The following is a 26,036-nucleotide window of genomic DNA, read 5'->3' as shown; positions in this document are numbered from 1 at the left end:
CAGGGATGACGTATTTTGCGTGTCTCACAGGTATGTACCCGAGCGTGGCGACGGTACCTATAAGCACAGCAAGCTTGTGGCTACACAACCGCTACCAACGGCATCCGCCACAGAATCAGCGATACCGCAGTCACCCCGGCAATCAGGTTCATCGGCAGCCCCAGGCGCAGAAAGTCGGTAAACCGGTAGTTGCCCGGCCCGTATACCATCAGATTGGTCTGATAGCCCAGCGGCGTGGCAAAACTGGCCGAGGCCGCCATCATGATGGCAAACACGAAAGGCTCCGGATTCAGCCCCGCCTCCCCGGTGACCGACAGAACAATCGGCAGCATCAGAATTGCCGCCGCATTGTTGGTGATGCTCTCGGTCAGCAGGGAGACGACCAGATAGGTCAGAATCAACAGCAACCAGGGCTTGCCGGAGCTGGTCTCGATGGTCCAGACCGCAAGCTCTTGTGCCAGGCCGGTCTCCAGCATTGCATTACCCAGGGCAAAAGAAGCGCCGATGGTAATAATCACCGACAGATCAAGGCTGCGCTGGGCCTGCGCGAATGAACAGCAATTCAATGCGATCATCAAGCCGGCGCCGACAAGAGCCGCATTCAGCATCGAAGTCAGTCCGATCGCCGCACTTAGCACCACCCCGAATAGAATGGCCCAGGCCACTCGATGCCGATCATGCTGTGGCGACTGCTCTTGCAGATCGTTGATCAGCAGGAAATCACGCTGATAGCGCTGGCGACTGACAAAAGCCGGGCGGGCTTCCAGCAACAAAACATCACCGGCAGCCAGCTTGATCTGCCCCAGATTGCCGTCCAGCCGTTTACCGTTGCGCGCCACGGCCAACACGATGGCACCGTAGCGATCGTGAAAGCGCGAATCGCGGATGGTCTGACCGATACCGTCACAATTGGGCGAAACCACGGCTTCCACCAGGCGCCGTTCTTCACGATCCTTGGTCAGGGTGCTGCCCGGTGCAATTTCACTGGCCGGGCGGATGCCGGGAATACGCAGCAGTTCGGTGATCGCTTCAGTTTGCCCCGCAAACACCAGAGTATCGTCGCCCTGCAGGCGCTCTTCTGACGGGACGGCAGTCACCACCCGGTCATCACGCTCTATTTCCACCAGATACAGCTGCTGCAGATGGCGCAGACCTGCTGCTGCCACACTCTTGCCTACCAGAGGGCCCAGCGGGTCAACGCGCACTTCAATGGTGAATTCCCGAACCGACTCGATCAGCTCCCGGTTCTGTCGATCAGGCAGCAGGCGGGGAAAGAACAGCCACATGAAAAAACCGCCGACCGCTGCCACTGGCAGGCCTATCCAGGTAATGCTGAATATGGAGAACCCGTCCGCCCCGGTGAGCGCCTGATACTGTCCGTTGACGATCAGGTTGGTGCTGGTACCGATCAACGTCAGTGTGCCGCCCAGAATGGCCGCGTAGCTCAAGGGCATCAGCAGGCGAGAAGGTGCAATGTGAACCTTTTTCGACCAGGACCGGATGGCCGGAATCATGGTGGCCACCACCGGCGTGTTATTGAGAAACCCACTGAGCGAGATAACCGGAAGAAAAATGCGCAGCAAGGCTTGGCGCAGACTTTTGGGATGTCCTAGCGCATGGCGGACCAGTTGATCAATGGCGCCGGATTGATACATGCCGGCGGCGATAATGAACATGGCGGCCACGGTGATCAACCCCGGGTTGCTGAAACCGGCCAGGGCCTGATCTGCCGACACCACGCCGGCAGCACTGAGAACGGTCAGTGCCGCCATCATGATCCAGTGAGGCGCGATTCGCGTGGTGATCATGGTGCCAAGCACACTCAGGATCACCAACATTGTCAGCAGGGCTTGCCAGGTCATAGAGACTACCGATTCCGCAATTGTGGAACTCTCGGGCAGGGGTCACGTTTCGACGGATCGAGTACGTGGCTGGCCGGCCGGGAATTTACCGAAGCAGAGAGCCTAGAGCACTGAGTAGTAAAGTTAAAATATTAAAAACTTATGAGTTATATGATTTTGTTATTAGGGCGGACAGGTGTGCCACGAGTGTCGATGGCATCATCTGGCCTAGTGCCAGGCAATATGACAAAATGGCAATATTGAGAAGAGTGCTAGCCAATCGCGGATACTGAGCACTGTGCGATCATAAGCTTAAATCCAACAGCACAGCAGCAGATGACGTATCCGGCAGGAGAATGTATGTCTGACATCCGAGCCATTGTCCTCGATCTGGACTTTACGCTGTTGACTCGTGACAAGACGGTTCGACCCAGAACACTGGACAGTCTGGTGCGTGCCCATGACAAGGGCTTTCAGCTGATTATTGCCACCAGTCGACCTGTGCGCGCCGTGCGCAGTTTTGTTCCCGAGGCGCTGCTGCAGCGGTGTACGCTGATTACGTTGAATGGTGCCGTGGTGCATGAGTTCACTCGTGGGCACCAGTGGCAAATGTCCTGTATGGGGCTGACAGCGCGCAAGCTGATCAAGCGGTTACGGGATGCCGAACCACCGGTACAGATCACCGCAGAGTGCTGGGGCGAAGATTTCGCCACCAACCGTGAATACAGTGACGAAGAACTGCGCAAGAAACAGCATGCTGATTTCTCAATGCTAAAGACCATTGAGCAGATAGACTATGGCTGGATCAGCAAGGTAACGGCTGACGGGCAGGGACAGCCGCTAAACGCCTTGCTCGAGTGGTCGGGTGATTATCCCGAGTACAGCTTTATTCCTGCCCTTGAAAACACGGTAGTGAACATCGTGCCCAAGGCCATCGACAAGTCCACCACCGTTGTGACCGTATTGAAGCGTTTGCAGATACACCCTTCCGAGATGCTGGTGTTTGCTGATGAAATGCCCGACCTGAGACTGATGGAAATGGCTGGCGTTGCGGTGGCCATGGGCAATGCGGTCGAACCCCTGAAGGAGGCGGCCAACACGGTCATTGGCGACTGTGACAGTGATGCCATCGCGGATTACCTGGATGCGACTCTGCTACGGGAGCAGGCAAGCGCCTGACAGTTTATGGAGCATGATGATCTACACCTGAATCTGCGCAATCTGCAGCTCTCGGATTATCCACAGATCGAAGCACTGATGAATCAGGTCTATACCGATCTCGGCGGTGCCTGGCCAAAACATACCATCGAGCAGTTGATCCGCGAGTTTCCGGAAGGGCAGCTGGGTATCGAAGACAGTGATCAACTTATCGGCGTGGCATTGACCGTGCTGGTCGATTACAACCGGTTCAGCAACCCTCATACCTACGACGACATTGTCGACAGCAAGGAACGTATTCAGGGTCAGGCCGAGGGCGATGCCCTGTATGGCCTGGATGTGCTGATCGACGAAGATTACCGTGGATATCGTCTGGGCCGTCGACTCTATGATGCGCGCAAGGAACTTTGCCGCCAATACAACCTGCGCGCCATTCTGGCGGGTGGACGGATTCCCGAATACCACCAGCACCGCAGCAACATGTCGCCGGCAGAGTATATCGAGGCGGTCAGTCGCAAGGAGTTGCACGACCCTATACTCAGCTTCCAGCTCAGCAATGACTTTCAGGTCAAGCGGCTGCTGCGCAAATACCTGCCCGAAGACGATGAGTCGGCGGGCTATGCCACTCTGCTCGAGTGGAACAATATATTCTACGAGCCCGAGCAGGCCGTGGTGGACACGCGAAAGTCGAGTGTACGTCTGGGGGCTGTTCAATGGCAGATGCGTGCCGTTCAGTCGGCCGAGGAAATGCTGCATCAGGTGGAGTATTTCGTCGATGCCCTGTCGGATTATCAGAGTGATTTCGCGGTATTTCCGGAATTCTTCAATGCGCCGCTGATGGGCCTGAGGGAACATGACAGTCAGACCGAAGCGATTCGGTTTCTGGCCGACTTTACCGAGCAGTTTCGCAATGAAATGTCGCGCATGGCAGTGGCCTACAACATCAACATCATCTCCGGCTCCATGCCCTTGCTGGAAGACGATCGGGTGTTCAATGTGTCCTACCTCTGCCGGCGTGACGGCACCTGGGAAGAACAGCGCAAGATTCACATTACACCCCATGAGCGCAATGACTGGGTGATAGAAGGCGGCGACCAGCTCAAGGTATTCGAAACCGATGCGGGTCGGGTGGGTATCTTGATCTGCTATGACGTCGAGTTCCCGGAACTGGGGCGGGTGATGGCCGATCAGCGGCTGGAGATACTGTTCGTTCCCTTCTGGACAGACACGAAAAACGGCTACCTTAGAGTTCGGCAGTGTGCCCAGGCCAGAGCCATCGAAAATGAATGCTACGTGGCCATTGTCGGCAGTGTCGGTAACCTGCCCAGCGTCGACAGTCTGGATGTCCAGTATGCCCAGTCATCAGTGTTCTCGCCATCAGACTTCGCGTTCCCGCATGATGCCGTGCTCTCAGAAACCACGCCGAACACGGAAATGCTGATGTTCTCCGATCTTGATCTGGACAAGCTGAAAGTGCTGCATAACGAGGGGTCGGTGACCAACCTCAAGCATCGGCGGCCTGATCTGTATGACGTGCGCTGGTTGAACAAGGTCTAATGGGGCCTCAGAGTGATTCCCCGGGGGGAAACTACTCGGAGGTTCCCTTGTAGGGCCCCAGTTCGGACACGGCCTCTGGCTGGAAGCCTTCCGGTACTATGCCTCTGATGTGGAAGGCGAAGGCGATGATTTCGGCAATGATGCGGTAGAGTTCCGGCGGGATTTCCTCCCCGACTGACAGCGTCGTCAGCAGGTTGACCAGGTCGGGGTTTTCATAGATCGGGATCTCATGCTCACGGGCAATCGCCAGAATCTCCTCGGCCAGCTCAGCCTGACCCGAGGCAAGCACGGTCGGCGCCTTCTCTCCATCATAGTGCAACGCAACGGCGGCGGATTCTTTGCGGTCACTCATGATCCTGAAGCCCCCTCATGTGTGCACATCAATCTGATGCAGCGCGGATGGCGGCATCTGGTCTGAGCTACCCGACCGACCTTTGCGGCGTGGCAAGCCATAGCGGCACTGAACTTCCTCCACTGGCAGCGCCAGGTCTTCCAGGCGCTGCTGCAGCCCCTCCAGATGATTGTGGAACAGGCGCAATGTCGGCGTGTCATTGGTCAGAAACGTCAGCTCGGCCGTTTCGCCCTGCCAGTGCAGGCGCGCGCAGACGGGCGCCAGTGGGGGCAGATGAAAATGCAAATCCAGTACCCACTGGTTGCTTGATGCCGGCTCTTCTCCGGCCTCGTCCTCGTCATGTGGCCGGTGGCGCTCCAGTTCAAACCAGAGCAGTTGCTGATCCGACATGACCGGTATGCCTTGCACAAGGCGCGCTGGCTCGGCCGGGTTGTCGGGCAGAATGCTCTGCAGGGCCCGCACCAATTGCTGTTGCCCAGCCTGCTCAAGCGTCTGGCGGAGTTGCATCAGGGTCTGCTGCTCCTGCTGCTGGGCACTCTGGGTGCCGCCTGTCGTATCGCCGGCGCTGGCGGTACGCTGGCCCAGTTTCTGACGCAGTTGTTCCGGTGAATAGGTCATGGTGCGCTGGCTGCGCAACTGATCAGCCCGTCGCTGCAGTTGCTCCTGCAGGCTCGGGTGGCCACTCTGACCGAGCTGTTGCAGGCGCTGATCCAGAACCTGCTCGGCAATCACGCGCCAGACATCAGCAGGCAGCGCTTGCGGTTCACTGCGCTGTGTCGGTGTTGTTGCGGCCTCTGTCGGTGCCCTCATTGCTGCGCGCAAAATCGGTACCAGTTGAGCTGGATTGAGCGTGGTCTCTGCGCCTGCATTGCCGGTCGTTGGTGTGGCAGACGGCGCTCCTCCTGCACTGGCTGGCGCTGCCGAGGTGGTGGTGCCTGGTGCCGGTACGGAAGCCGTTGGGCGCGCCAAGGTTGACTCTGAACCTGCTGCTGTAGCTGTTCCGGCAGTGAGTGGATTGGCAGTGGTCAGTGGTGTGGCGCCGGCATTCAGCAAGGGCACGGGAACAGGGGCCGATGTGCGCCCGCCGGTATCAGCCGGGGACAGAGGAACTCTTGACAGGTCGGGCATCGGGGTGGTCTGCAACCGGCTTGTCGCGCCCTGCTGCCAGTTCTGCCAGACCTGACGCACCGTCTCCGGGGTGGCACTGCCATAGTCACGACGGGCTGTTTCGATCAGTTGCGGGATCCAATGCTGACTCAACTGCAGGCGTTGCTCATTGGGTGTTGCCTGGGCTGACGGCCGGGCACCTGCATCGGATGCAGTGGCCGGAACCGGCGAGGCACCAGCCGGCATGCCGGGCAATGACGGTGCGGCAGCAGCGAGTCGCGTGCCCAGGGTGTCGGTGGCATTGACACCAGGCAGGGCAGACTGCCAGGCCTGCAGAACGACAGGCAACAGTTGCGCCATCCAACTGGCCGCGGGTGTCACCGAGCCTGACTGCAGCGCTGCGGAGGCGACGGGACTCAGGGGGCTGGCAGGCACCGTAACCGGAGCACCCGGCGGCTGTGGGGCGCTGGCCTGATTTGGAGGCGCCGTTGGTGCCTGAGTGGCATGGGCCGGACTCTGATTGAGCCATGCCTGCACCGGGTTCAGTGAGACCTGCCGCTGTACCGCCGGCAGCAGGGACAGTTGCTGGCGCTGCACCAGTGCATCCACCAGACGGAATTGCTCGGGGGTCTTGGGCACCAGAACAATGGGGCCGCGATCGCTGGCGGCCATGACCAGCGTTTGCCCGGGTTGCAGGTTGGCCCGGCTGGTCAATTCAAGCAGCGACTGGCCCAGTTGTACCTGAAATCGTGGCAGGCCATTCTTGCCGGGCTCCAGACTGGACAGCACCTGCAAAGGCAAAAAACGCGGTACCGGTTCTCCACGCTGTACTCGATCGGCCAGTATATTGCGCAACGCATCCGTCAGTGCGGGGTCTGTGCTGCCCTCACGGCCCTGCCGAACCGCCTGAAACCAATCGGTAAGCGCGCGCTTGAGGGGCTCGGACGTGGCTCTCTCGCGCTCGGAATGGGGCTGTGCCCTAATGCCTGAGTCCGGAGGCAGGCGCATGCGTCCAATGCCGTCAATTTTGGCCATGGTGGCCTCCGCCGCAGTGTCGGCTCATTTGATGAGTAGCTATACAGCAGGCTGTTTCCAGTGTACCCCTTTTATACTTCATCGTGGCCATCCTGCAAAACTTGAGTCTGCAGCCTCAAGACATACATAATTGTTGCACAATGAACGGGCGCAACCAGTGACTCACGGCTGGAAAGCGAAGCTGAAGCAGGAAACGAGAAAGGAAGCAGGTCGGCCCCGAGGGGCCGACGAGAGCATTGTTAGCAACTGTACCGGGTTGTTATTGTTCTTGGATCCGTGCAGTTGACGCGGTGCCTTGTTCTTGTTTTTGGGCGGCACCGGAACTGTTTTTCGCCCGGTTGTTATTGTTGTTTTGGGGCATTCATATCTTCTTCAGATACTCACACTGGTTATAGCAGGTGCCGTGCCAGAAAAACAAAGTGTATGCATGGCAAGGGGTTAGGCGATTTCTGATCAGAGTTCATACAGCTTCGGCAGGTCGGTGTGTTACCAATGGGAACTCAAACTGTTACCCGGGTAACAGATGGGCCGTCAAAGAGGACTGATCCAAAGTGGCGAACGACGAGTAATGGAGGCATGATCCCCAAGTTCCACCATATTGTTCCCTTCTGGAGATACCCATGACTCATACCCCTGCGCACACTCGGATGTCTGCCGCTGACCTTGAGGCACTGCCGTCGCGCAGCCGTGCGCACCTGGTCAATCTTTGCAGTGGTATCAAGGGTCTGCATCTGCTGGGAAGCCGATCCAAGTCTGGTCAGGACAATTTGGCTCCGTTCAATTCCGTGCTGCACATTGGCGCCTCTCCAGCTGCTCTTGGCGTTCTGTTCCGCCCGATCACGGTGCGTCGGGATTCCTACCGGAATATCCAGGAGACCGGCTACTTCACCCTCAATCTGGTCAGCAGGCCCATGCTGGACGCGGCGCACCATGCATCTGCCAAATGGGCTGCGGACGAGTCGGAATTCTCCGCCACCGGTCTGACGCCCCTGGACAACGGTTTCCCGGCACCCCATGTTGCCGAGAGTCCGCTGTCGATTGGGCTGCGCCTGGTCGAGGAACAGCACATTCGGTTCAACGACACTCGGTTGCTCATCGGTGCTGTCGAAGAAGTATTGTTGCCAGTGGACTCCCTGCCCGAAGGCGGCTGGATGCGGCTCGATGAGCACGATATCCTGAGTGTTGCCGGGCTGGACAGTTACTATCAGGGACGACTGGTAGCCCGCAAAGCCTATGCGCAGACCGACGCTGCGCCGCCTGATCTGGTTCGGGACAGAGATTGACCCTGGCAGCGGGGAACTCTGGCGCCCGAAGCAGGTCTGAACCGCCGTCGTTTATTCCTCAAAATTTGCTACAAGGATTAGAAACATGCTGCAAACCAGGATTCCCGCACTGGCCGCCGTCACATTTACGCTGGCGTCGATCACCGGGCAGGTGATGGGTGATACCCGGAGCTGGGATGAGATTGTGACCGAGGCCCGGGGTGAACAGGTTTTTTTCAATGCCTGGGGCGGCTCTGATGTGATCAACGATTACCTGATATGGGCGGCCGATGAATTGTCCGAGCGCTATGACATCGATCTGGAGCACGTCAAGGTGGGTGATACCGGCGATGTCGTCAGCCGCGTTCTGGCAGAGCGAGCCGCCGGACGCGAAAGCGGCGGCAGTGTCGATCTGGTCTGGATCAACGGAGAGAACTTTCGGGCCATGAAAGACGAGGGCCTGCTGCTGGACCCCTGGACCGATCAATTGCCGAACTTCGAACTGCTGGACTTCGACAACAAGCCGACACTGACGATGGATTTTTCGACACCGGTCGACAATATGGAAGCCCCCTGGGGCATGGCGCAACTGACCTTCATGTATGACTCGGCACGGGTCGATACACCACCTGACAGCATGGCAGAGCTGCTGGCGTTTGCGCAGGACAACCCGGGCAGGGTGACCTATCCCGCCCTGCCAAGCTTCTACGGCACTACTTTCCTGAAGCAGGCGATGCTGGAGTTGGCTGATGATCCGGACGTTTTCTATCAACCGGCCGATGAGACAGATACAGACACCGCGTTGGAACCACTGTGGACGTTTCTTGATGATCTGCATGCGTTGGCATGGCAGCAGGGCAGGTCGTTTCCGCAGGATGCACCCCAGATGAAGCAGATGCTGAACGACGGGGAGATCATGCTCAGCCTGTCGTTCAACCCCAATGATGCCTCCAATGCCATTCTGACCGGTGAACTGCCGGATACCGTGCGCACCTATGTGCATTCCTCGGGCACGTTGGGCAATACCCATTTCGTGGCTATTCCATTCAATGCCCAGGCACCCGAGGCGGCCATGGTGGTGGCCAACTTCCTGATGTCACCGGAGGCGCAGGCACGCAAGGCGGATATCGAGATATGGGGTGACCCGACTGTGTTATCAATGGAAAAGCTGAGCACCGAAGATCAGCAGCGCTTTGCTGATATCGAACGGGGTCCGGCCGGGTTGAACGATGAGGATCTGGAAGCGGTGCTGTTGGAACCGCACGCCTCTTGGGTCCCCATGCTGGAAGACGAGTGGCAGCGGCGCTATGCGCGCTGAGGCGCGACCTGCTGTAACACAGCGGATGGGCTGACCGGACATGGTTAGGCGAATCCTGCGCGGGTTTCCCCCGGTAACGGCAGCGGTGTTCATTCTGCCGGTTGTGGTGGGGCTGGTCGGTACCTGGTTGCCTGCCTTCGGCTATCTGCCGGTACTGGGCCAGACCAGCCTGACACTCGCGCACTGGCAGTTTCTGTTTGAGCACCCGAGTGTGCCCACCGCCACGCGCCATACGCTGGTGTCGGCCTGGGGGTCAACACTTCTTTCACTGTTGTTGGCGCTGACCATACTGGCCCTGACCTGGCGCTCACGCACGCTGCGCTGGCTGCGCCGCAGCCTCTCGGGGTTGCTGGCCATACCACATGCTGCCTTTGCGATCGGCATTGTGGCGCTACTGGCACCGTCCGGCTGGATCATCAAGCTGCTGTCCCCGGACCTGACCGGTTGGGAACTACCACCCGGGTTCAGTCTGGTGCGCGATCCCATGGCGCTCAGTCTGATGGCGGTACTGACGCTCAAGGAAACCCCTTTTGTCATCTTCATGGCCCTGGCAGCACTGCAGCAATTGCAGGTCGAGAAATCATTGCGCATGGCCCGAAGTCTGGGCTATTCGGAGTTCATGGCCTGGCGGCGTATCATCATTCCCCAACTGTTGCCCATGCTGCGGTTGCCCCTGTTTGCTGTGCTTGCCTATGGCATTTCCGTGGTCGACATGGCGATGATCGTCGGGCCCAGTGCTCCGGGGACGCTGGCAGTGCTGGTCGATCGCTGGTTCAATCATCCGGATATTTTCCGCCGCCTGCCGGGTAGTGCCGGTGCTACTTTGCTGCTGCTGATCACGGTAGTCAGCCTGATGCTCTGGTGGCTGCTGGAAAAGCTGTGGCTGACCTGGAGTCGCAGGGCCTGGAGCAGCGGTCAGCGGCACACTGCGTTGAGTTGGTTCGCCCGTCCGGCAGAGGGTTTCAGCCTGCTGCTGATCGGCTCTGCGCTGGCCGCCTTCGCGGTCCTGATCCTGTGGAGCTTTGCGTTTCGCTGGGGCTTTCCGGATGCCTTGCCCGAGTCGTGGAGTACCCGCTTCTGGGGGCGCGGCTGGACACGACTCGAACAACCTTTCTGGCTGACCTTGTGGACTGGGCTGGCGGCCGCTGTGATTGGCCTGGTGCTGGTCGTCGGTTGTCTGGAGCACGAAGTCACCTTGCGTCGGCGGCGGCCCGGCTATACCGGCCCCAAGCTGTTCTGGCTGATCTATGTGCCCTTGATAGTCCCGCAGATAGCATTTCTGTTCGGCATACAGGTGGTGCTGGTCTGGTTCAACCTGGACGGGCGCTGGCTGACGCTGCTCTGGTCGCATCTGATGTTCGTGGTACCGTATCTGTTTCTCAGTTTGTCCGGACCCTATCGCAGCTTTGATGACCGCTATGCCCGTCAGGCCATGCTGCTGCGCGGCAATGAATGGTGCCCGCTGTGGCGGGTCAAGTGGCCCATGCTGCTGCGACCCTTGTGCTATGTCACGGCCCTCGGCTTTGCGGTCAGCCTGGCGCAGTATCTGCCTACCCAGTATGTGGGCAGCGGGCGCTTTGCTACCCTGACGACCGAAACAGTCAGCATCGCCGGAGGGGGTGACCGTCGGCTGGTCGGTGTCTATGCCCTGATTCAGTGGCTGCTGCCGATGGTGATCTATACCCTGGCTCTGCTGGTTCCGGCCTGGTTTTTCCGCCATCGGCAAGGCATGAAGCTGCAGGGCTGAGCAATACAACCAACAGGAGAATTGAATTGGTACTGGAGCTGGATCGGGTCACGGTCAGCATCAACAACACGCCACTCTTTGATCCGGTGACGCTGCGTGTGGAGCCGGGCCAGGTAACCACCGTGATGGGGCCGAGCGGCTGTGGCAAGTCCACGCTGCTGGCGGCTATTGTCGGCGACCTGAATCCGGTCTTCTCCCTGCAAGGCGATGTAAGACTGGATGACCAGTCGGTGCTGACCCTGCCCATGCAGCGACGACGCATCGGGCTTCTGTATCAGGATGATCTGTTGTTTCCGCACATGAATGTGGGTCAGAACCTGGGGTTTGCGCTGGCAAGCAGTCTGCCGCGGCGCGAGCGCCTGGCCCGCGTGGAGGAGTATCTGGCGCTAGCCGGTCTTGAGGGCTATGCCGAGCGTGATGTGGCCAGCCTGTCCGGTGGACAGCGTGCCAGGGTGAGTCTGCTGCGCACCCTGATGGCGGAGCCTCGGGCCGTGTTGCTGGATGAGCCGTTCAGCAAGCTGGATACGGCCATGCGTGACCAGTTTCGCGACTGGGTGTTCAGTACGTTGCAAGAGCGTGCAGTGCCTGCACTGCAGGTGACGCATGACAAAGAGGACTGTGGCGACGGCCCGGTCTACCTGATTCAGGAAGGGAGGTTTGCCTGATGCTGGATCGCTATATGCTGCCGGTCATCAAGCCCGGCCTGAAAATGCTGGCCCGTCCGCTGCGTGTCCGGGGGGTGACAGCGGACCAGGTCACCATTGCCGGCTTTGTCATTGGTCTGCTGGCGGTGCCACTGATCATTCTCAACGGGTACTGGCTGGCTCTGGCCTGTATTGCCCTGAACCGGCTATGTGATGGCATAGATGGCGAACTGGCCCGACTCGGGCAGCCTTCAGATGCGGGCGGGTTTCTGGACATCACGCTTGATTTCATCTTCTATCAGGCCATCGTCTTTGCTTTCGCTCTGGCGGACCCGTCCAATACCGTCTGGGCATTGGTGCTGATGCTGTCCTTTGTCGGCACCGGGGTCAGTTTTCTCGCCTTTGCTGCACTGGCCGAGAAGCACCGTATCAAGAGCCTGGCCTATCCGAACAAGTCACTGCACTATCTGGGTGGCATCGCAGAAGGCACGGAAACCATTCTGGTGTTTGCCGCCTTCTGTCTCTGGCCGCAGTATTTCCCGCAGATCGCCGCAGGCTTTGCCCTGGTTTGTGTGCTCACCACGGTGATGCGCCTGCTCTATGGCTATCGGACGCTGCGTGCGGCAGAGCAACCCGAAAACGACCCCGCTGCGTAATCAGGAAACCATGGAGGCAGCCGACCCGGCTGCAGCGCTCGCAGAGAGAGGATCGTTATGGCCACCCTGATATCCAAGCTGGCAGACTGCCGGCAGCGCCTGTTCACGGGCTTTGTTGTGGTTGTTGCAATAACATTGACCGCCTGCAGTTCGGTGTCGGTGGACGACTATGCCGACAATACCCCCGTCTTTGACCCGCAGATATTTTTCAATGGCGATCTGGTCGCTGAAGGCATCATTCAGAATCGCTCCGGCAAGGTAACACGCTACTTCACTGCCGATATCGAGGCCTACTGGGATGACGAGTACGGCTATCTCGATGAGGTGTTCTGGTTCTCGGACGGTGAGGAAGAATATCGTCTGTGGGAGTTCGAACGCATCGAAGACGGCGTCTGGGAAGGGCGTGCCGGCGATGTCGAAGGGGTGGCGTCACTGGAGTATGCCGGCAACGCCATCGAGATGGACTACCGGTTGCGGGTGACGCTCGACAGTGGCCGGGAAGTGACCCTGCGCATGGAAGACTGGCTGTATCTGGTGGATGACGACATTCTGATCGCCGAGACCACCATGCGCTGGTTCGGTTTTCGGGTCGGCAACATCATCCTGACCATGCGCCGTATTTGATGAATGATCGAACCCGTGATTCAGTGAAAGTCCCGTGACTTGACTTTCAGCTCACTGAGCCAGGCATTGCAGTTGTCCAACTGGTGCGCGATCACATGAATGACATCACTCTCGCGCTCCAGTCGGCCCTTCACCCGCAGCAGATGGCTGCCCAGCAGGGCCTGACGCTGTCGCCGGGCCAGATCGAGCCAGACCACCACATTGACCTGACCGGTCTCGTCTTCCAGGGTGACAAAGGTAACGCCGGATGCGGTACCCGGGCGCTGACGGCCCGTGACCAGACCGCAGACGGTGACCGGGCAGGGCGGAGAGAGGCGTTCATCAGTGAGTGCTTCGGCGCACAGCACGCCGCGCAGCAGTCCCTGCTCGCGCAACAGGGCCAGTGGATGACGGCCCAGTGTCAGACCCAGGCTGTGGTAGTCTTCCAGTACGTCTTCGCCTTCTCCCGGGGCCTCCAGAGCCAGCGGTGTGTCCTGAAACAGCCCGGATTGCAGCAGCGGTGTCGGGTCGACCTGCCCCATGACGTCCCAGCGCACCTGATAGCGGTGGCCGGCCAGAGTGCTGAGCGCACCGGCAGAGGCCAGTGCCGACCAGTCGCCGCGTGACAGCTGATCCCGTTGGCGTATGGCCAGCAGGTCAGGAAAACCATCGGCCGGACGAGCGGCCAGCAGGGCTTGCAGGTGCTGCCGGTTGAGGCCCTTGACCTGCCGCAGACCCAGACGCAGCGCCGGTTTGTCGGGGGCCTGCGGGTCGGGCTCCAGGCTGTAGTCCCACTCACTCTGGTTGATGTCGACGGGCAGCACGGTAACGCCGTGACGCTGCACATCCTGAATCAACTGTGACGGCGAATAAAAGCCCATCGGCTGACTGTTGAGCAGGGCGCAGCAGAAGGCCGCTGGTTCATGGCATTTCAGCCAGGCGGAGACATACGCCAGCAGGGCAAAACTGGCGGCATGGGACTCCGGAAAGCCGTATTCCCCGAAGCCCTGAATCTGGCGGCACAAACGCTGGGCAAACTCGAGGTTGTGCCCGCGCTTGAGCATGCCCTGCACCAGTCGCTCCTGCAGTACATCCATATGGCCGTGGCGTTTCCAGCTCGCCATGGCGCGGCGCAACTGGTCAGCCTCGCCAGGCGAAAAGCCGGCCGCCACCATGGCCAGCGCAATCACCTGTTCCTGAAAAATCGGAACGCCATAGGTGCGCTCCAGCACCTTGCGAATCTCCTTGTTGGGGTAGGTCACACCCTGCGGGTTCTGGCGGTGGGTCAGGTAAGGGTGCACCATGTCCCCCTGTATCGGGCCGGGTCGAACAATGGCGATCTGCACTACCAGATCGTAGAATTTTTCCGGGCGCAGGCGCGGCAGCATGCTCATCTGCGCCCGTGACTCGACCTGGAACACGCCGATGCTGTCGGCCTTCTGCAGCATGCGATAAGTCTCGGCGTCATCGGCGGGGATGTCCTGCACGCTCAGGCGGCGCCCGGAGAAGCGCTCTATCAACTGCAGGCATTTGCGGATGGCGGTCAGCATGCCCAGCGCCAGAACATCCACCTTGAGCAGTCCAAGGGCTTCCAGGTCATCCTTGTCCCACTGGATGACCGTACGGTCTGCCATGGCGGCGTTTTCGGTCGGCACCAAGCGGTCGAGCTGATCGGCGGCAATCACGAAGCCGCCGACATGCTGCGACAGATGGCGCGGAAAGCCATGGATCTCGCCGACCAGACGGACGAACCGTTCAGCCAGTCGGTCGCCTTCAGTCTGACACTGCTGCTGCAACTGCTGGTGCCAGGGGTTGTCACTGTCCCGGCGGTCCAGTTGTGCAATCATGCGGTCCAGTCTGTCGGTTTCGTAGCCCAGTGCCCGGCCCACATCGCGGATGGCACTCTTGGCCCGGTAGGTAATGACGGTGGCGGCCAGTGCTGCCCTGTGGCGGCCATATTTCTCGTACACATACTGGATAACCTCTTCGCGCCGTTCATGCTCGAAGTCCACATCAATGTCGGGCGGTTCGTTGCGCTCTCTGGAGATGAAGCGCTCGAACAGCAGGGTAGCCCGGCTCGGGTCCACTTCGGTGATGCCCAGGCAGAAGCAGACCGCCGAGTTGGCTGCAGACCCCCTCCCCTGACAGAGGATGCCGCGCGACCGCGCAAAACGCACCAGATCTTCGATGGTGAGAAAAAAGTGCTCGTAACCCAGCTCCTGAATCAGTTTCAATTCGCGGCGCAGCGTGGCCTGCACGGGCAGCGGCGTGCCTGTCGGGTAGCGACGGCGCTCACCTTCTGTCGTCAGCTGCTGCAGGTGCTCGCTGGCCGTCAGGCCGGGCGGCACCAGTTCGCCGGGGTATTCGTAGCTCAGGCTGTCCAGTTCGAAGGTGCAGCGTCGGGCAATCTGCGCTGCCTCCAGCAACAGGTCATCGCCATACAGACTGCGCAGTCGCTCTATGGAGCGCAGGTGACGTTCTGCGTTGGGGAACAGCCGATAACCGGCAGACTGCACGGTACAGCCATGACGGATTGCGGTCAGCGTGTCCTGCAGCATCTGACGAGCAGGGCTGTGCATCTGAACCTGATTGGCACAGACCAGCGGCAGGGCCGCATCGGCCGCCAGCTTGCGGGCATAGTGCATTCGCTGGTCGTCGCCGCTGGTCAGGTGATGACTCACGGCGATCCAGAGGCGGGAAGGAAAGGCCGCCATGAGTAGTGCCTGCCAGGCAGCGTCGACGGTGCTGCCTGCCTGCGGATACCAGAGCGCCAGGCAGTCGCTCAGAGCCTCGACAGACAGGTCTTCTGCCAGCAATTGATAGCTGCCCTTGTCCGCCCGCCGTCGACACAGGGTAATCAGTCGTGACAGTTGGGCGTAGCCTTCACGGTTGGTGGCCAGCAGCACCAGATGGAGGTCGTCACAACAGAACTCGCTGCCGATGATGAGACGCACCTGCAACTGGTGCTGGCGCCGGTATTGCCAGGCCCGCACGACACCGGCCACACTGCACTCATCGGTGAGAGCGAGTGCTTCATAGCCGAGTGCTTCTGCCTGCGCAACCAGCTCTTCCGGGTGTGAAGCGCCGCGCAAAAAACTGAAATTGCTGAGCGCATGAAGTTCGGCAAAAGGATGTGGGGACATGGGGTCAACCAAAATAGCCGGCAATAAACCACTGGCCATCGGGCCTTTCGTAGACCCAGACCAGGCTGTGATCGGCCAGTCTGGCCTGATAATAGTCTCGCTTGATGCCCCGCAGGTCCCACCAGCCCGTCTGAATTCGTTCCGGCCCGGTAATCAATTGCAGGCGCTGCAGACGCACGGGTCTGGGCTCGGGCAGCAGCCATATCGGGTGCTGGCGCGCCATCTGCGTCTGGGTGTTCGGTGGTCTGCCATGGCCGGGCTCATGCCCGGCGATCCAGCGGGTGTAGTTCTGCGGCCGGTAGTCTTCCTGCCAGGCCCTGCGCAGCAAGGCCTGGCGCCCGAGCCGTGCCTGCAGGCGGCTGATCAACTGGCGCGGTTCATCTGTGCTGTCGGCCGGGTCGCGCATCAACTCCTCGTCACGCGCGGTATAAGGCTGCAGGCGCCGTGAACGCAGACTGAGGGCGGTGACCGGGGCATAGAGGGTGACTCGCTCCAGGTGCAGGCGCGCCAGTTCTTCCCAGACGGCGGCCCTCGCTTCGGGGGTGGCACTGCCCAGTCTCAGGTCGGTGGGTGAGCGTTCCCGGTGATGCAGACGCAGCGCCAGTTCATCCGTGGCCTGCTGGGTCTGGCGGCAGTAATCTTCCAGCGCTGTCAGCAGCCGGCCGAGTGGAAAGCGGATGCCCTGCACATGTTCAATGTCTTCATTCAGATCCAGATGCTGGTCGAAGCGCTCGGGTGGAGTGAACCATTCCTGCGGATCCGGAATATGGCCGAGCAAACGCTCTCGCCAGTGCAGAATGGTGGGTCCGAAACGCTGACCCAGGGAGGCGGCAGGAAGGGCCAGCAGTTCACTGCAGTGGCGGATGCCGACACGCAACAGGGCGCTGACGGTTTTGGGCTCCAGGTCGCAGGCCTGCAGGGGCAGGCTGTGCAGGGCGGCCTTCTGGCCGTCTTCAGTGAGCTCGGCGGGTTGTCCGCCGGCTTCTGCCAGCAGCCGGGCTGCCAGAGGGGATGTCCCCTGACTGGCCTGTATGGCAAAACCAAGGTCTTCCATATCACCAGTGATAGTCTGTTGCAGGTGCTCCGGAGTATCCAGTCGCCACATGCTGCCGGTCTCCAGCAGCAGGCCGCAGGGTGGATTCAGGGCCACGTGCGCCACCTGGCGCTGAGCTCTCAGGGCCAGACGTTTGAGAGTCCGGTGGCCGGGGTTCTCAGCCGCAGAGCCGGACAGGTCCGATTCGGGGCACAGGGCAGGGAAGTGCAGATACAGCCAGATCATCTGAAGCCTCCATACAGCCGGACTCTGGGTGGCGGATTAATCTCACTGCCAGGGGCCCTGGATGACTTCGGCCAGGTCGGCGTCCTCAGCGCTGCCGGTGTGCCTGGTGCCACGGCCCAGTCCCAGATCGAGTTGCGCCGGAGCTTGACCAAAACCACCCCGTTGCTTGAGTACGGTCACTTCGGTCAGCCCCTGCCGGGTGGGTGCCACCCGCAGCCGCAGAGCAGCCGGAGAGGCCTCATTGGCCTGCCGCTCGGGGCGAAACAGCAGCCCCAGTGAACGACCGGATTCAGCCGCCAGCTGAAGGCGACGGACAGCGCGTGTTTCCAGTTGCTGTGGCCAGGCCAGAACGGCGCTGCAGGTGCCGCTGCGCAGGCTTTCTTCAATGGTCCAGAGCAGATCACGTACCGACCCGGGCTGCACCACCAGCAGGCGAGAGGTATCGACACCGGCGGCCTCAAGGGCGGCAGCATTGGGCACAAAGGGCGGCGCAATCAGCATGATCCAGCGGTCCTGCCGGCTCAGTTCGGCCAGGGCCGGAACCAGCAATTGCATTTCACCGATGCCACTCTGATGATACAGCACTTCTGACAAGGCTCCGCGCGGCCAGCCCTGCTCTGCGAGCAGGGCATCCAGCTGCGCATGGCCTGTTTTCAGGCCCTGCCCGGAGTTCGCCGGCCAGTGCCGGCCTTGCCAGACCTGGCCTTGCCCGATCACCGAATCAAGTGCACTGGAGTGCTTGATGTCAGGTTCCTGCCGGGCAGACCCGGTGTGCCAGTTGTGGTGCTGTACAGTCATTTCTCACGCCTCACTGTTTAAACATACAGTAAGTGTATTTATATACAGTACTATTCTTCGGGTCAAGAGAATTACCGGCCAGTTACCTTAAGATTTCTTTAAGAAGATTTTTTCCAAACAGCGTGGTAACGTCTCAAACCGTTGCAACTTGTTGATTTCATTACACCAGAAGGAAAGACAAGAGACTGATGAGCCCGGCAGAACAGCAACCCTTTGAGCGCGATGTTACCCACACTCTGCAGCGTCTGGTGCCCAGGCTGAAAGCCCAGGCCAGCAGTGCCGAGGACTGGGCCGAGTTTGAGCCCAATCTGGAGGCGCAGTTCCCGCGTTTGTTCAGTCTGCTGCGGGGGCTGTATGGCGATCAGTATGATTTCTTCTGGCACCTGGAGCAGTTGCTGCACACCATCTTTTCTGCCTGGCAGGAGCGTACCAAAACGCTGCGCCGGCAGGATGCCCGGCGCGAGCGGGACCCGAACTGGTATCGGAACCAGAAGATGGTCGGCGCCGCAGTCTATGTGGACTTGTTTGCCGGCGACCTGAAGGGCCTGAAAGAGCGCATTCCCTATTTTCAGGAGCTGGGTCTGACCTATCTGCACCTGATGCCGCTGTTCAAGGCACCCGAAGCCAACAGTGACGGTGGTTATGCGGTCTCTGATTACCGGCAGGTGGACCCGAAACTGGGCACCATGCAGGATCTGAAAAATCTGGCTGCGGCGCTGCGCAAGGCGGGCATCTGTCTGGTACTGGATTTCGTGTTCAATCACACCTCGGATGAACATCCCTGGGCGCTCAGCGCACAGCAGGGAGATCCGGAGCATCTGGATTACTATTTCTGCTTCGAGCACAAATGGGAAGCCGATGAATACGGGCGCACCCTGCGCGAGATCTTTCCGGAAATCCGCAAGGGCTGCTTCACCTGGCGTGAGGACATGCAACGCTGGGTCTGGACCACGTTCAACAGTTTCCAGTGGGATCTGAACTACGGCAACCCGGCGGTGTTCAATGCCATGGTCGGTGAACTGCTGTTTCTGGCCAATGCCGGCGCCGATATTCTGCGTTTCGATGCGTTGGCGTTTATCTGGAAAGAAAAGGGCACCTCGTGCGAAAACCTGCCGCAGGCGCATCAGCTGATTCAGGCCTTCAATGCGGCGACGCGGATGGCGGCTCCCGGGGTGCTGTTCAAGTCCGAGGCCATTGTGCACCCGGATGAGGTGGTCAAATACATCGATCGGGATGAGTGCCAGCTGTCCTACAACCCGTTGCTGATGGCGATGCTGTGGAACAGTCTGGCGACGCGTAAGGTTCGCCTGATGACCCGCTCACTGCAGGAGCGCTTCCCGATTCCGGAAGACTGCGCCTGGGTCAACTATATTCGCGGACATGATGATGTCGGCTGGACCTTTGATGATGACATTGCCTGGGAACTGGGCATCAATCCGCATGACCACCGCAATTTTCTCAATCAGTTCTATACCGGGCGCTTTCCTGACAGCTTTGCCCGTGGGGTGGCCTTTCAGGAAAATGAGGATACCGGTGACTGTCGTGTCGCGGGTCAGTTGGCGTCACTGGCAGGCCTGGAAAAAGCGATGGAAGAACAGGATGAGCAGGCCATAGAGTCGGCCATCCAGCGTATTCTGATGTTGCATTCGATCATCTTCAGTATTGGTGGCGTGCCGATACTCTACATGGGCGATGAACTGGGCCTGCTCAATGATTACAGCTATGAGCAGCATGTCGATCGTCAGAATGACAGTCGCTGGGTAAACCGGGTACCCATCGGTGAGCGGGAACTGGCCTTGCGTGAGCAGCCGGAGACGCCGCACGGTCGGGTCTATGCGGGCCTGCAGGCATTGCTGGCAAAGCGGCGGGCGTTTGATCTGCTGGGCGAGGGCGGTACGCATATCGTGGAAACGGACAATATGCATGTGTTCGGTTTTATCCGCCATCAGGAAGCGGAGCGGATGCTGGTGCTGGCCAATTTCTCCGAGCATGGGCAGGCGGTGTCGCAGTCGTTTCTGACTGGTGTGCTCTCTCCCGACCCACTGACCGATGTGCTGGCCGACCAGCCCGCCCTGGTACAGGACGGCCGCCTCGAAATCCGCCCCTACCAGTGCCTCTGGCTGAAGCCGGAATAGCGGCTACACGGCTGACGCCGTTAACAACCTGTAGGCTGCGACGTAAGTCGCCCACGGGGCCGACAGGCCCCCTGAAGGCGGCTACGCCGCCATCGGCCAAGGGGCTGGCCTCCTACGAAATTCAGGCACCACCTCTGTAGGAGCGCACCCCGTGCGCGATTGGGGCCGACAGGCCCCCTGAAGGCGGCTACGCCGCCATCGGCCAGGGGGCTGGCCTCCTGCGAAATTCAGGCACCACCTCTGTAGGAGCGCACCCCGTGCGCGATGGGCCGAAGGCTCCCTGAAGGCGGCTACGCCGCCATCGGCCAGGGGGCTGGCCTCCTGCGAAATTCAGGCACCACCTCTGTAGGAGCGCACCCCGTGCGCGATGGGCCGAAGGCTCCCTGAAGGCGGCTACGCCGCCATCGGCCAGGGGGCTGGCCTCCTGCGAAATTCAGGCACCACCTCTGTAGGAGCGCACCCCGTGCGCGATGGGTCACGAAGTGGCCCCCCATAGGGAGGCTGCAGACCGGTCGGGGCGGGCCGTACAACCTGAACCTCAGGCGCTCTCAAGCTGCCGGAACAGCGGGCAGGGGGTGTCGGTGGAGGCCTGGTAGCGCACCGAGATGGGCTCGAGGAGTTCCAGGCCCTTGGCCGCAGGCTTGCCATCCGGCAGCAGGAAGGCATTGAAACCGACCCGCTGCAGATAGAACAACTGATCCAGCAGAATATCCCCGATGGCACGCAGCTCGCCCTGGTAATTCAGCCGGTTGCGCAGCAGATAGGCCGTGGAAAAGCCCCGCCCGTCGACAAACTTCGGAAACTCGATGGCCACCACATCCGCCTGATGAATCCGCTCATCCAGATCCTCGGCCAACTGATCGCTGGCCAGCCAGACACCGGTGCGACCGTCGCGCGCCTGCAAGCTGTCCGCCTGAGCCTGCCAGACCACCAGTGGCACGATGACATCACCGGTTGCCGGCACTGCATCTTCTTCGGTCAGATAACGGTAAGTGTCCGTCGCTATCTCGCGATTGACGATCAACTCAGGCATAGACTTGCTCCTTGAACGGCTTGATGCCGACACGGCGCACGGTATCGATAAACTCTTCTTCTTCCGTGCGTTCTTTGACATACACATCGATGATCTTCTCGATCACGCTCGGCACTTCTTCGGCATTGAAGGAAGGCCCCAGAATCTTGCCCAGCGATGCATCAAGACCCGAGTCGCCACCCAGCGAGATCTGGTAGAACTCGGCGCCCTTCTTGTCGACACCCAGAATGCCGATATTGCCCACATGGTGATGACCACAGGCGTTCATGCAGCCCGAAATGTTCAGCTCGAGATTGCCCAGGTCGTAGACATAATCCAGATCATCGAACTGACGCTGAATCTGTTCCGCAATCGGAATCGACTTGGCATTGGCCAGGCTGCAGAAATCGCCGCCTGGGCAGCAGATGATGTCGGTCAGAGTACCGATGTTCGGGGTGGCAAAGCCGTTGGCCTTGGCCTCTTCCCACAGGGCGGGCAGGTCGCTCACGCGCACATCGGCCAGAATCAGGTTCTGGAAATGGCTGACTCTGGCCTCGCCGACGCTGTAGCGGTCGGCCAGATCAGCCGCAGCGCGCATTTGTTTGGAGGTAATGTCTCCGGGGGCGACGCCGGTCTTCTTCAGTGACAGGGTAATGGCTGTATAGCCAGGCACCCGGTGCTCGGTCGCATTGCGCTCCAGCCAGTTGCGGAAGCCCTTGCTGTCCGCCTTGAGCTGTTCCACCGCCGGATCGGTGGCGGGCAGGTCTTCATAGTTCGGCTCTGAAAAATGCGCCTTCATGCGCTCGATTTCGGCGCCGGTCAGGGTGCTGTCGTTGTCTTTCAGGTGGGCCCACTCGGCCTCGACCTTGGCGCGGAATTTCTCAATGCCCATGGCCCGCACCAGAATCTTGATTCGTGCCTTGAATTTGTTGTCCCGGCGGCCGTGCTGGTTGTAGACGCGCACGATGGCCTCGATATAGGTCAGCAGATGCTTTTCTTCCACAAACTCGGAAACCACCTCACCAATCACCGGCGTACGGCCCAGACCACCGCCGGCATACACCCGGTAACCCAGTTCTCCAGCATCATTGCGGATGATCTGCACGCCGATGTCGTGCACGCGAGTGGCCGCCCGGTCGGTGCTTGCGGCGCTGTTCACGGCGATCTTGAACTTGCGCGGCAGGAAGGCAAACTCCGGGTGAAACGTCGACCACTGGCGGATCAGTTCACAATAGGGGCGCGGGTCCACAACCTCGTCTGCCAGCACACCGGCGAACTGGTCAGTGCTGGTGTTGCGGATGCAGTTGCCGCTGGTCTGGATGGCATGCATTTCCACTTTAGCCAGCTCGGCCAGAATATCCGGTACGCGCTCCAGCTCAGGCCAGTTGAGCTGAATGTTCTGCCGGGTACTGAAATGCCCGTAACCACGGTCATACTCGTCGGCGATATCGGCCAGTTTGCGCAGTTGGTTGGAGGCCAGCATGCCGTAAGGAATGGCAATGCGCAGCATGGGCGCATGGCGCTGGATATAGAGCCCGTTCTGCAGCCTCAAGGGCAGAAACTCGGCTTCTTCCAGGTCGCCGGCGAGATAGCGCCGGGTCTGTTCACGAAACTGTTCAACGCGGTCATCAACCAGTTGCTGGTCGTAATCGTTGTAAACGTACATGTCACCTTTCCGGGTTGGGCTCAGTGGCAGGGTCGGGCGTTGTTGGACGCACCCTTCAAGTCTGGTCGCAGAGGATAGCAGACCCTGCTTATACTAAAAAATATTAAATCCTTATACTCAGATAGAATCTGGTTATAAAAAATGAGCGTCCTGCTGCTCTGAAGGTGTTCTCTGTCGGGGCGATCAATGAGGTCTGAAATGCCCGCAGTGCTTGACGCTGTGGGCCGGCGCAGTATCATACGCAGCATCTTTTGGGAGTGCATTCTATGCAGGTAACTGAAATGGCAAAACCTTCGCGTTTTACTGATGAACAGGCTGACGCCATTGCGGCGATCGCAATCATTGTGATTCTGGCCGCAACGGCGATCTTCTGGGTGGCCGGAGCCTGACCAGAGTCGGTTAAGCTTTAGGCAAACCCCTTGAAGCCGCAGCCCGAAAGGCTGCGGTTTTTTTATTTGAGTCGGAAGAAAAAAGTTGAAAGTCGAAAGTTGTGAGTCGACAGAAGACAGTCGACGGTTGACAGTGAGGGTGCAGAGGCCGAGCTGCGTCAGCAGCCAGGCGAATCTTTGTGGTGCCGCCGAATGTTGCGCCAGCCCATGGAGGATCAGCGGGACAGTTGTCTGAGCGACAGCGAGTTATGGCCCGGCAGACCGCAGACGGTAAGATCGTTGCCATATCTCCAAGGGTTGTCAGACCTTCACTGTCGTCTGTCTACAGTCTTCTGTCGACTAAACCCAGCTGTCGACTCACAACTCACAACTTCCAACTTCCAAATCAAACAATATAAGAAGAAATGATCCAGGTGATCACGAAGATGGTGGCAAAGAACAGAAAGCCGAGGATCAGGCCACCGAAAATGAACCGCAACGGGGAGGGGGTTTCCAGGTCTTTTTCCCAGTTCTTCTTTGACTGCACACCCAGAAACGCCGCCAGAACACTCTTGACGGTACTCCAGACGACGCCTTTCTCGCGCTTGGGTTCGGGTTGGGAGTTGTCGTGTTGATCGGCCATGTTGTCTCTCTCAAATCATCAGGCGGGGCAGGGCGGTACTGTACCGTCAGATGGGTTGTTCTGCCAGTGTCATGTAGGCCGCGACGTGAGTCGCGCATGGGGCCGCAGGCCCCTTAATTGGGCGGCTGTCGCCGCTATCGGCCAACGGGGTGGCCTCCTACAAGATCAAGGCACCACCTCCGTTGTAGGCGCCGGCCTTGGCCGCGCTTGGGGCCGCAGGCCCCCTGAATCAGGCGCCCGCAATCACCCCGGTTCATACCCCAGCACCGGCGACAGCCAGCGCTCGAGCGTCGGCAGTTCCATGCCTTTGCGCTGGGCCAGGTCTTTGACCTGGTCCTTCTGGATCTTGCCGAGGCCGAAATAGTCGGCCTGCGGATGGCTGAAATAGAACCCGCTGACGGCCGCCGCCGGCGTCATAGCAAAGCTGTCGGTCAGCGATACCCCGGATTTGGCCGGTGCATCGAGCAGCTCGAACAAGGTGGCCTTTTCCGTATGGTCGGGGCAGGCCGGGTAGCCGGGCGCGGGGCGGATGCCCTGATAGCGCTCACGAATCAGTTCGTCGTTGCTGAGCTGTTCATCTGCCGCATAGCCCCAGTAATTCTTGCGCACCAGTTCATGCAGCTTTTCGGCAAAGGCCTCAGCCAGACGGTCGGCCAGTGCCTTGACCATGATCGAGTTGTAGTCGTCATGCTGCGCCTCGTATTCGGCAGCCAGCGCCTCGGCGCCCAGGCCGGCAGTCACCACAAAGCCGCCGATATAGTCCGGTGTGCCCGGCGGGGCGACATAGTCGGCCAGTGACTGGTTGGGTCGACCCTCCGGCTTCTGGCTCTGCTGTCGCAGGTGGAACAGTTCCTTTCTTACCTGACGGCGCGTTTCGTCGGTATAGACCGTGATGGTGTCCGCCGCTGTGCGGTTGGCCGGCCAGAGCCCGAACACGGCGTTGGCTTTAAGTCGACGCTCGGCAATCAGCTTTTTCAGCATGGCCTGGGCATCGGCAAACAGCTTGCGTGCTTCTTCGCCGACGACCTTGTCATCCAGAATGCGCGGGTACTTGCCATGCAGTTCCCAGGTCATGAAGAAGGGCGTCCAGTCGATGTAATCGACCAGCTCTTCCAGTGGATAGTTTTCCAGCACATGCGTGCCCGGGCGTCGGGGCTCGGGCGGCGTGTAGTCGGAAAAGTCCAGCTCGAGACCGTTGTCGATGGCCTGTTCATAGCTGATCATGGCGCGCGCCTTGCGGTTCTTGTTGCGGTCCCGCACCTTGTCATATTCGGCACTGATCTCGGCGATATACTCCGGCTTCTGGGTATCGCTGAGCAGCTTCGCCGCCACCGAGACCGCCCGCGAGGCGTCCGTCACATAGACGGTGGCGTCATTGTTGTACTGAGGCTCGATCTTCACCGCTGTATGGGCCTTGGAGGTCGTTGCGCCGCCGATCAACAGCGGGATATTGAAATCCAGCCGCTGCATCTCGCGCGCCACATGCACCATTTCGTCCAGCGACGGTGTAATCAGCCCGCTCAGGCCGATGATGTTGACCTGTTCTTCGCGGGCCACCTTGAGTATCTTTTCCGCCGGTACCATGACACCGAGATCGATCACCTCGAAGTTGTTGCACTGCAGCACCACACCAACAATGTTCTTGCCAATGTCGTGTACATCGCCCTTGACCGTGGCCATCAGGATCTTGCCCTTGGGCTTGCTGGCTTCGG

20 protein-coding genes are annotated in these 26,036 nt (G+C 59.8%); 10 read left to right on the top strand and 10 right to left on the bottom strand.

Annotation, left to right across the window (positions count from 1 at the left end; all coding sequences use genetic code 11):
* Positions 1-80: 80 nt before the first annotated feature.
* Positions 81-1,862, bottom strand: coding sequence for an SLC13 family permease (locus tag LAT62_RS09530; RefSeq protein ID WP_293382563.1), 1,782 nt, complete (start codon positions 1,860-1,862; stop codon positions 81-83).
* A gap of 339 nt (positions 1,863-2,201) precedes the next feature.
* Here LAT62_RS09530 and LAT62_RS09525 point away from each other — a divergent pair, with 339 nt between their 5' ends.
* Together LAT62_RS09525 and LAT62_RS09520 are read left to right on the top strand one after the other, a co-directional pair.
* Positions 2,202-3,020 carry an HAD-IIB family hydrolase gene (locus LAT62_RS09525; protein ID WP_293382560.1) on the top strand — a complete coding sequence of 273 codons (819 nt, stop codon included), beginning with the start codon at positions 2,202-2,204 and terminating at the stop codon, positions 3,018-3,020.
* Between the two features lie 6 nt (positions 3,021-3,026).
* Positions 3,027-4,556 carry a carbon-nitrogen hydrolase family protein gene (locus LAT62_RS09520; protein WP_293382557.1) on the top strand — a complete coding sequence of 510 codons (1,530 nt, stop codon included), beginning with the start codon at positions 3,027-3,029 and terminating at the stop codon, positions 4,554-4,556.
* Between the two features lie 31 nt (positions 4,557-4,587).
* Here the strand turns inward: LAT62_RS09520 and LAT62_RS09515 are convergent, their stop codons facing one another.
* Complete coding sequence (locus LAT62_RS09515; RefSeq protein WP_293382554.1) at positions 4,588-4,908, bottom strand: EscU/YscU/HrcU family type III secretion system export apparatus switch protein; 321 nt, start codon at positions 4,906-4,908, stop codon at positions 4,588-4,590.
* A 15-nt stretch (positions 4,909-4,923) separates the two neighbouring features.
* Positions 4,924-7,050 carry a flagellar hook-length control protein FliK gene (locus LAT62_RS09510; protein WP_293382551.1) on the bottom strand — a complete coding sequence of 709 codons (2,127 nt, stop codon included), beginning with the start codon at positions 7,048-7,050 and terminating at the stop codon, positions 4,924-4,926.
* A gap of 620 nt (positions 7,051-7,670) precedes the next feature.
* Here LAT62_RS09510 and LAT62_RS09505 point away from each other — a divergent pair.
* The 6 genes from LAT62_RS09505 to LAT62_RS09480 all read left to right on the top strand — a co-directional run bounded on the left by LAT62_RS09505 (position 7,671) and on the right by LAT62_RS09480 (position 13,301).
* Positions 7,671-8,333, top strand: coding sequence for a flavin reductase (locus tag LAT62_RS09505; RefSeq protein WP_293382548.1), 663 nt, complete (start codon positions 7,671-7,673; stop codon positions 8,331-8,333).
* A gap of 85 nt (positions 8,334-8,418) precedes the next feature.
* Positions 8,419-9,630 carry an ABC transporter substrate-binding protein gene (locus LAT62_RS09500; RefSeq protein ID WP_293382545.1) on the top strand — a complete coding sequence of 404 codons (1,212 nt, stop codon included), beginning with the start codon at positions 8,419-8,421 and terminating at the stop codon, positions 9,628-9,630.
* Positions 9,631-9,670: 40 nt separating this feature from the next.
* On the top strand, positions 9,671-11,377 hold the full coding sequence (locus LAT62_RS09495; RefSeq protein ID WP_293382542.1) for an ABC transporter permease: 1,707 nt from the start codon (positions 9,671-9,673) through the stop codon (positions 11,375-11,377).
* A gap of 26 nt (positions 11,378-11,403) precedes the next feature.
* Complete coding sequence (locus LAT62_RS09490; protein WP_293382539.1) at positions 11,404-12,042, top strand: ATP-binding cassette domain-containing protein; 639 nt, start codon at positions 11,404-11,406, stop codon at positions 12,040-12,042.
* Positions 12,042-12,677: a CDP-alcohol phosphatidyltransferase family protein gene (locus LAT62_RS09485; protein WP_293382536.1), complete on the top strand. Its 636-nt coding sequence runs from the start codon at positions 12,042-12,044 to the stop codon at positions 12,675-12,677. The genes LAT62_RS09490 and LAT62_RS09485 overlap by 1 nt, the downstream gene beginning before the upstream one ends.
* 57 nt (positions 12,678-12,734) lie before the next feature.
* Positions 12,735-13,301 (top strand): DUF3833 family protein, encoded by a 567-nt coding sequence (locus LAT62_RS09480; RefSeq protein WP_293382533.1) that lies wholly within the window; start codon positions 12,735-12,737, stop codon positions 13,299-13,301.
* Positions 13,302-13,321: 20 nt separating this feature from the next.
* Here LAT62_RS09480 and LAT62_RS09475 read toward each other — a convergent pair whose 3' ends face one another.
* Genes LAT62_RS09475 through imuA form a run of 3 tightly spaced genes read right to left on the bottom strand, consistent with a single transcriptional unit; the run spans position 13,322 to position 18,500 of the window.
* Complete coding sequence (locus tag LAT62_RS09475; protein ID WP_293382530.1) at positions 13,322-16,423, bottom strand: error-prone DNA polymerase; 3,102 nt, start codon at positions 16,421-16,423, stop codon at positions 13,322-13,324.
* A 4-nt stretch (positions 16,424-16,427) separates the two neighbouring features.
* Positions 16,428-17,702 (bottom strand): DNA polymerase Y family protein, encoded by a 1,275-nt coding sequence (locus LAT62_RS09470; RefSeq protein WP_293382527.1) that lies wholly within the window; start codon positions 17,700-17,702, stop codon positions 16,428-16,430.
* Between the two features lie 42 nt (positions 17,703-17,744).
* The gene (imuA, locus tag LAT62_RS09465) at positions 17,745-18,500 is read right to left on the bottom strand and encodes a translesion DNA synthesis-associated protein ImuA (RefSeq protein ID WP_293382524.1); all 756 of its coding nucleotides are present in this window, start codon (positions 18,498-18,500) and stop codon (positions 17,745-17,747) included.
* Positions 18,501-18,688: 188 nt separating this feature from the next.
* Between imuA and LAT62_RS09460 the strand changes: the two genes are divergently transcribed.
* Positions 18,689-20,635: an amylosucrase gene (locus tag LAT62_RS09460; protein WP_293382521.1), complete on the top strand. Its 1,947-nt coding sequence runs from the start codon at positions 18,689-18,691 to the stop codon at positions 20,633-20,635.
* 538 nt (positions 20,636-21,173) lie between these two features.
* Here LAT62_RS09460 and LAT62_RS09455 read toward each other — a convergent pair.
* Positions 21,174-21,668, bottom strand: a complete 495-nt coding sequence (locus tag LAT62_RS09455) for a DUF934 domain-containing protein (RefSeq protein WP_293382518.1) — start codon at positions 21,666-21,668, stop codon at positions 21,174-21,176.
* Positions 21,661-23,313, bottom strand: coding sequence for a nitrite/sulfite reductase (locus LAT62_RS09450; protein WP_293382515.1), 1,653 nt, complete (start codon positions 23,311-23,313; stop codon positions 21,661-21,663). The genes LAT62_RS09455 and LAT62_RS09450 overlap by 8 nt, the downstream gene beginning before the upstream one ends.
* 266 nt (positions 23,314-23,579) lie before the next feature.
* On the opposite strand from LAT62_RS09450, the gene LAT62_RS09445 reads away from it, so the two are divergent.
* Positions 23,580-23,702 (top strand): hypothetical protein, encoded by a 123-nt coding sequence (locus LAT62_RS09445; RefSeq protein WP_293382512.1) that lies wholly within the window; start codon positions 23,580-23,582, stop codon positions 23,700-23,702.
* Between the two features lie 385 nt (positions 23,703-24,087).
* Here the strand turns inward: LAT62_RS09445 and LAT62_RS09440 are convergent, their stop codons facing one another.
* Positions 24,088-24,324 carry a DUF2970 domain-containing protein gene (locus LAT62_RS09440; RefSeq protein WP_293382509.1) on the bottom strand — a complete coding sequence of 79 codons (237 nt, stop codon included), beginning with the start codon at positions 24,322-24,324 and terminating at the stop codon, positions 24,088-24,090.
* Between the two features lie 243 nt (positions 24,325-24,567).
* Positions 24,568-26,036 (bottom strand): vitamin B12 dependent-methionine synthase activation domain-containing protein (locus LAT62_RS09435; RefSeq protein WP_293382506.1); only part of this gene is annotated, 1,469 nt, incomplete at its 5' end.

The organism is Natronospirillum sp. (assembly GCF_022565775.1).
GTDB lineage: Bacteria > Pseudomonadota > Gammaproteobacteria > Pseudomonadales > Natronospirillaceae > Natronospirillum.
Note: the sequence above shows the minus strand (reverse complement) of the source record. Positions and strands in the feature narration are given on the sequence as shown.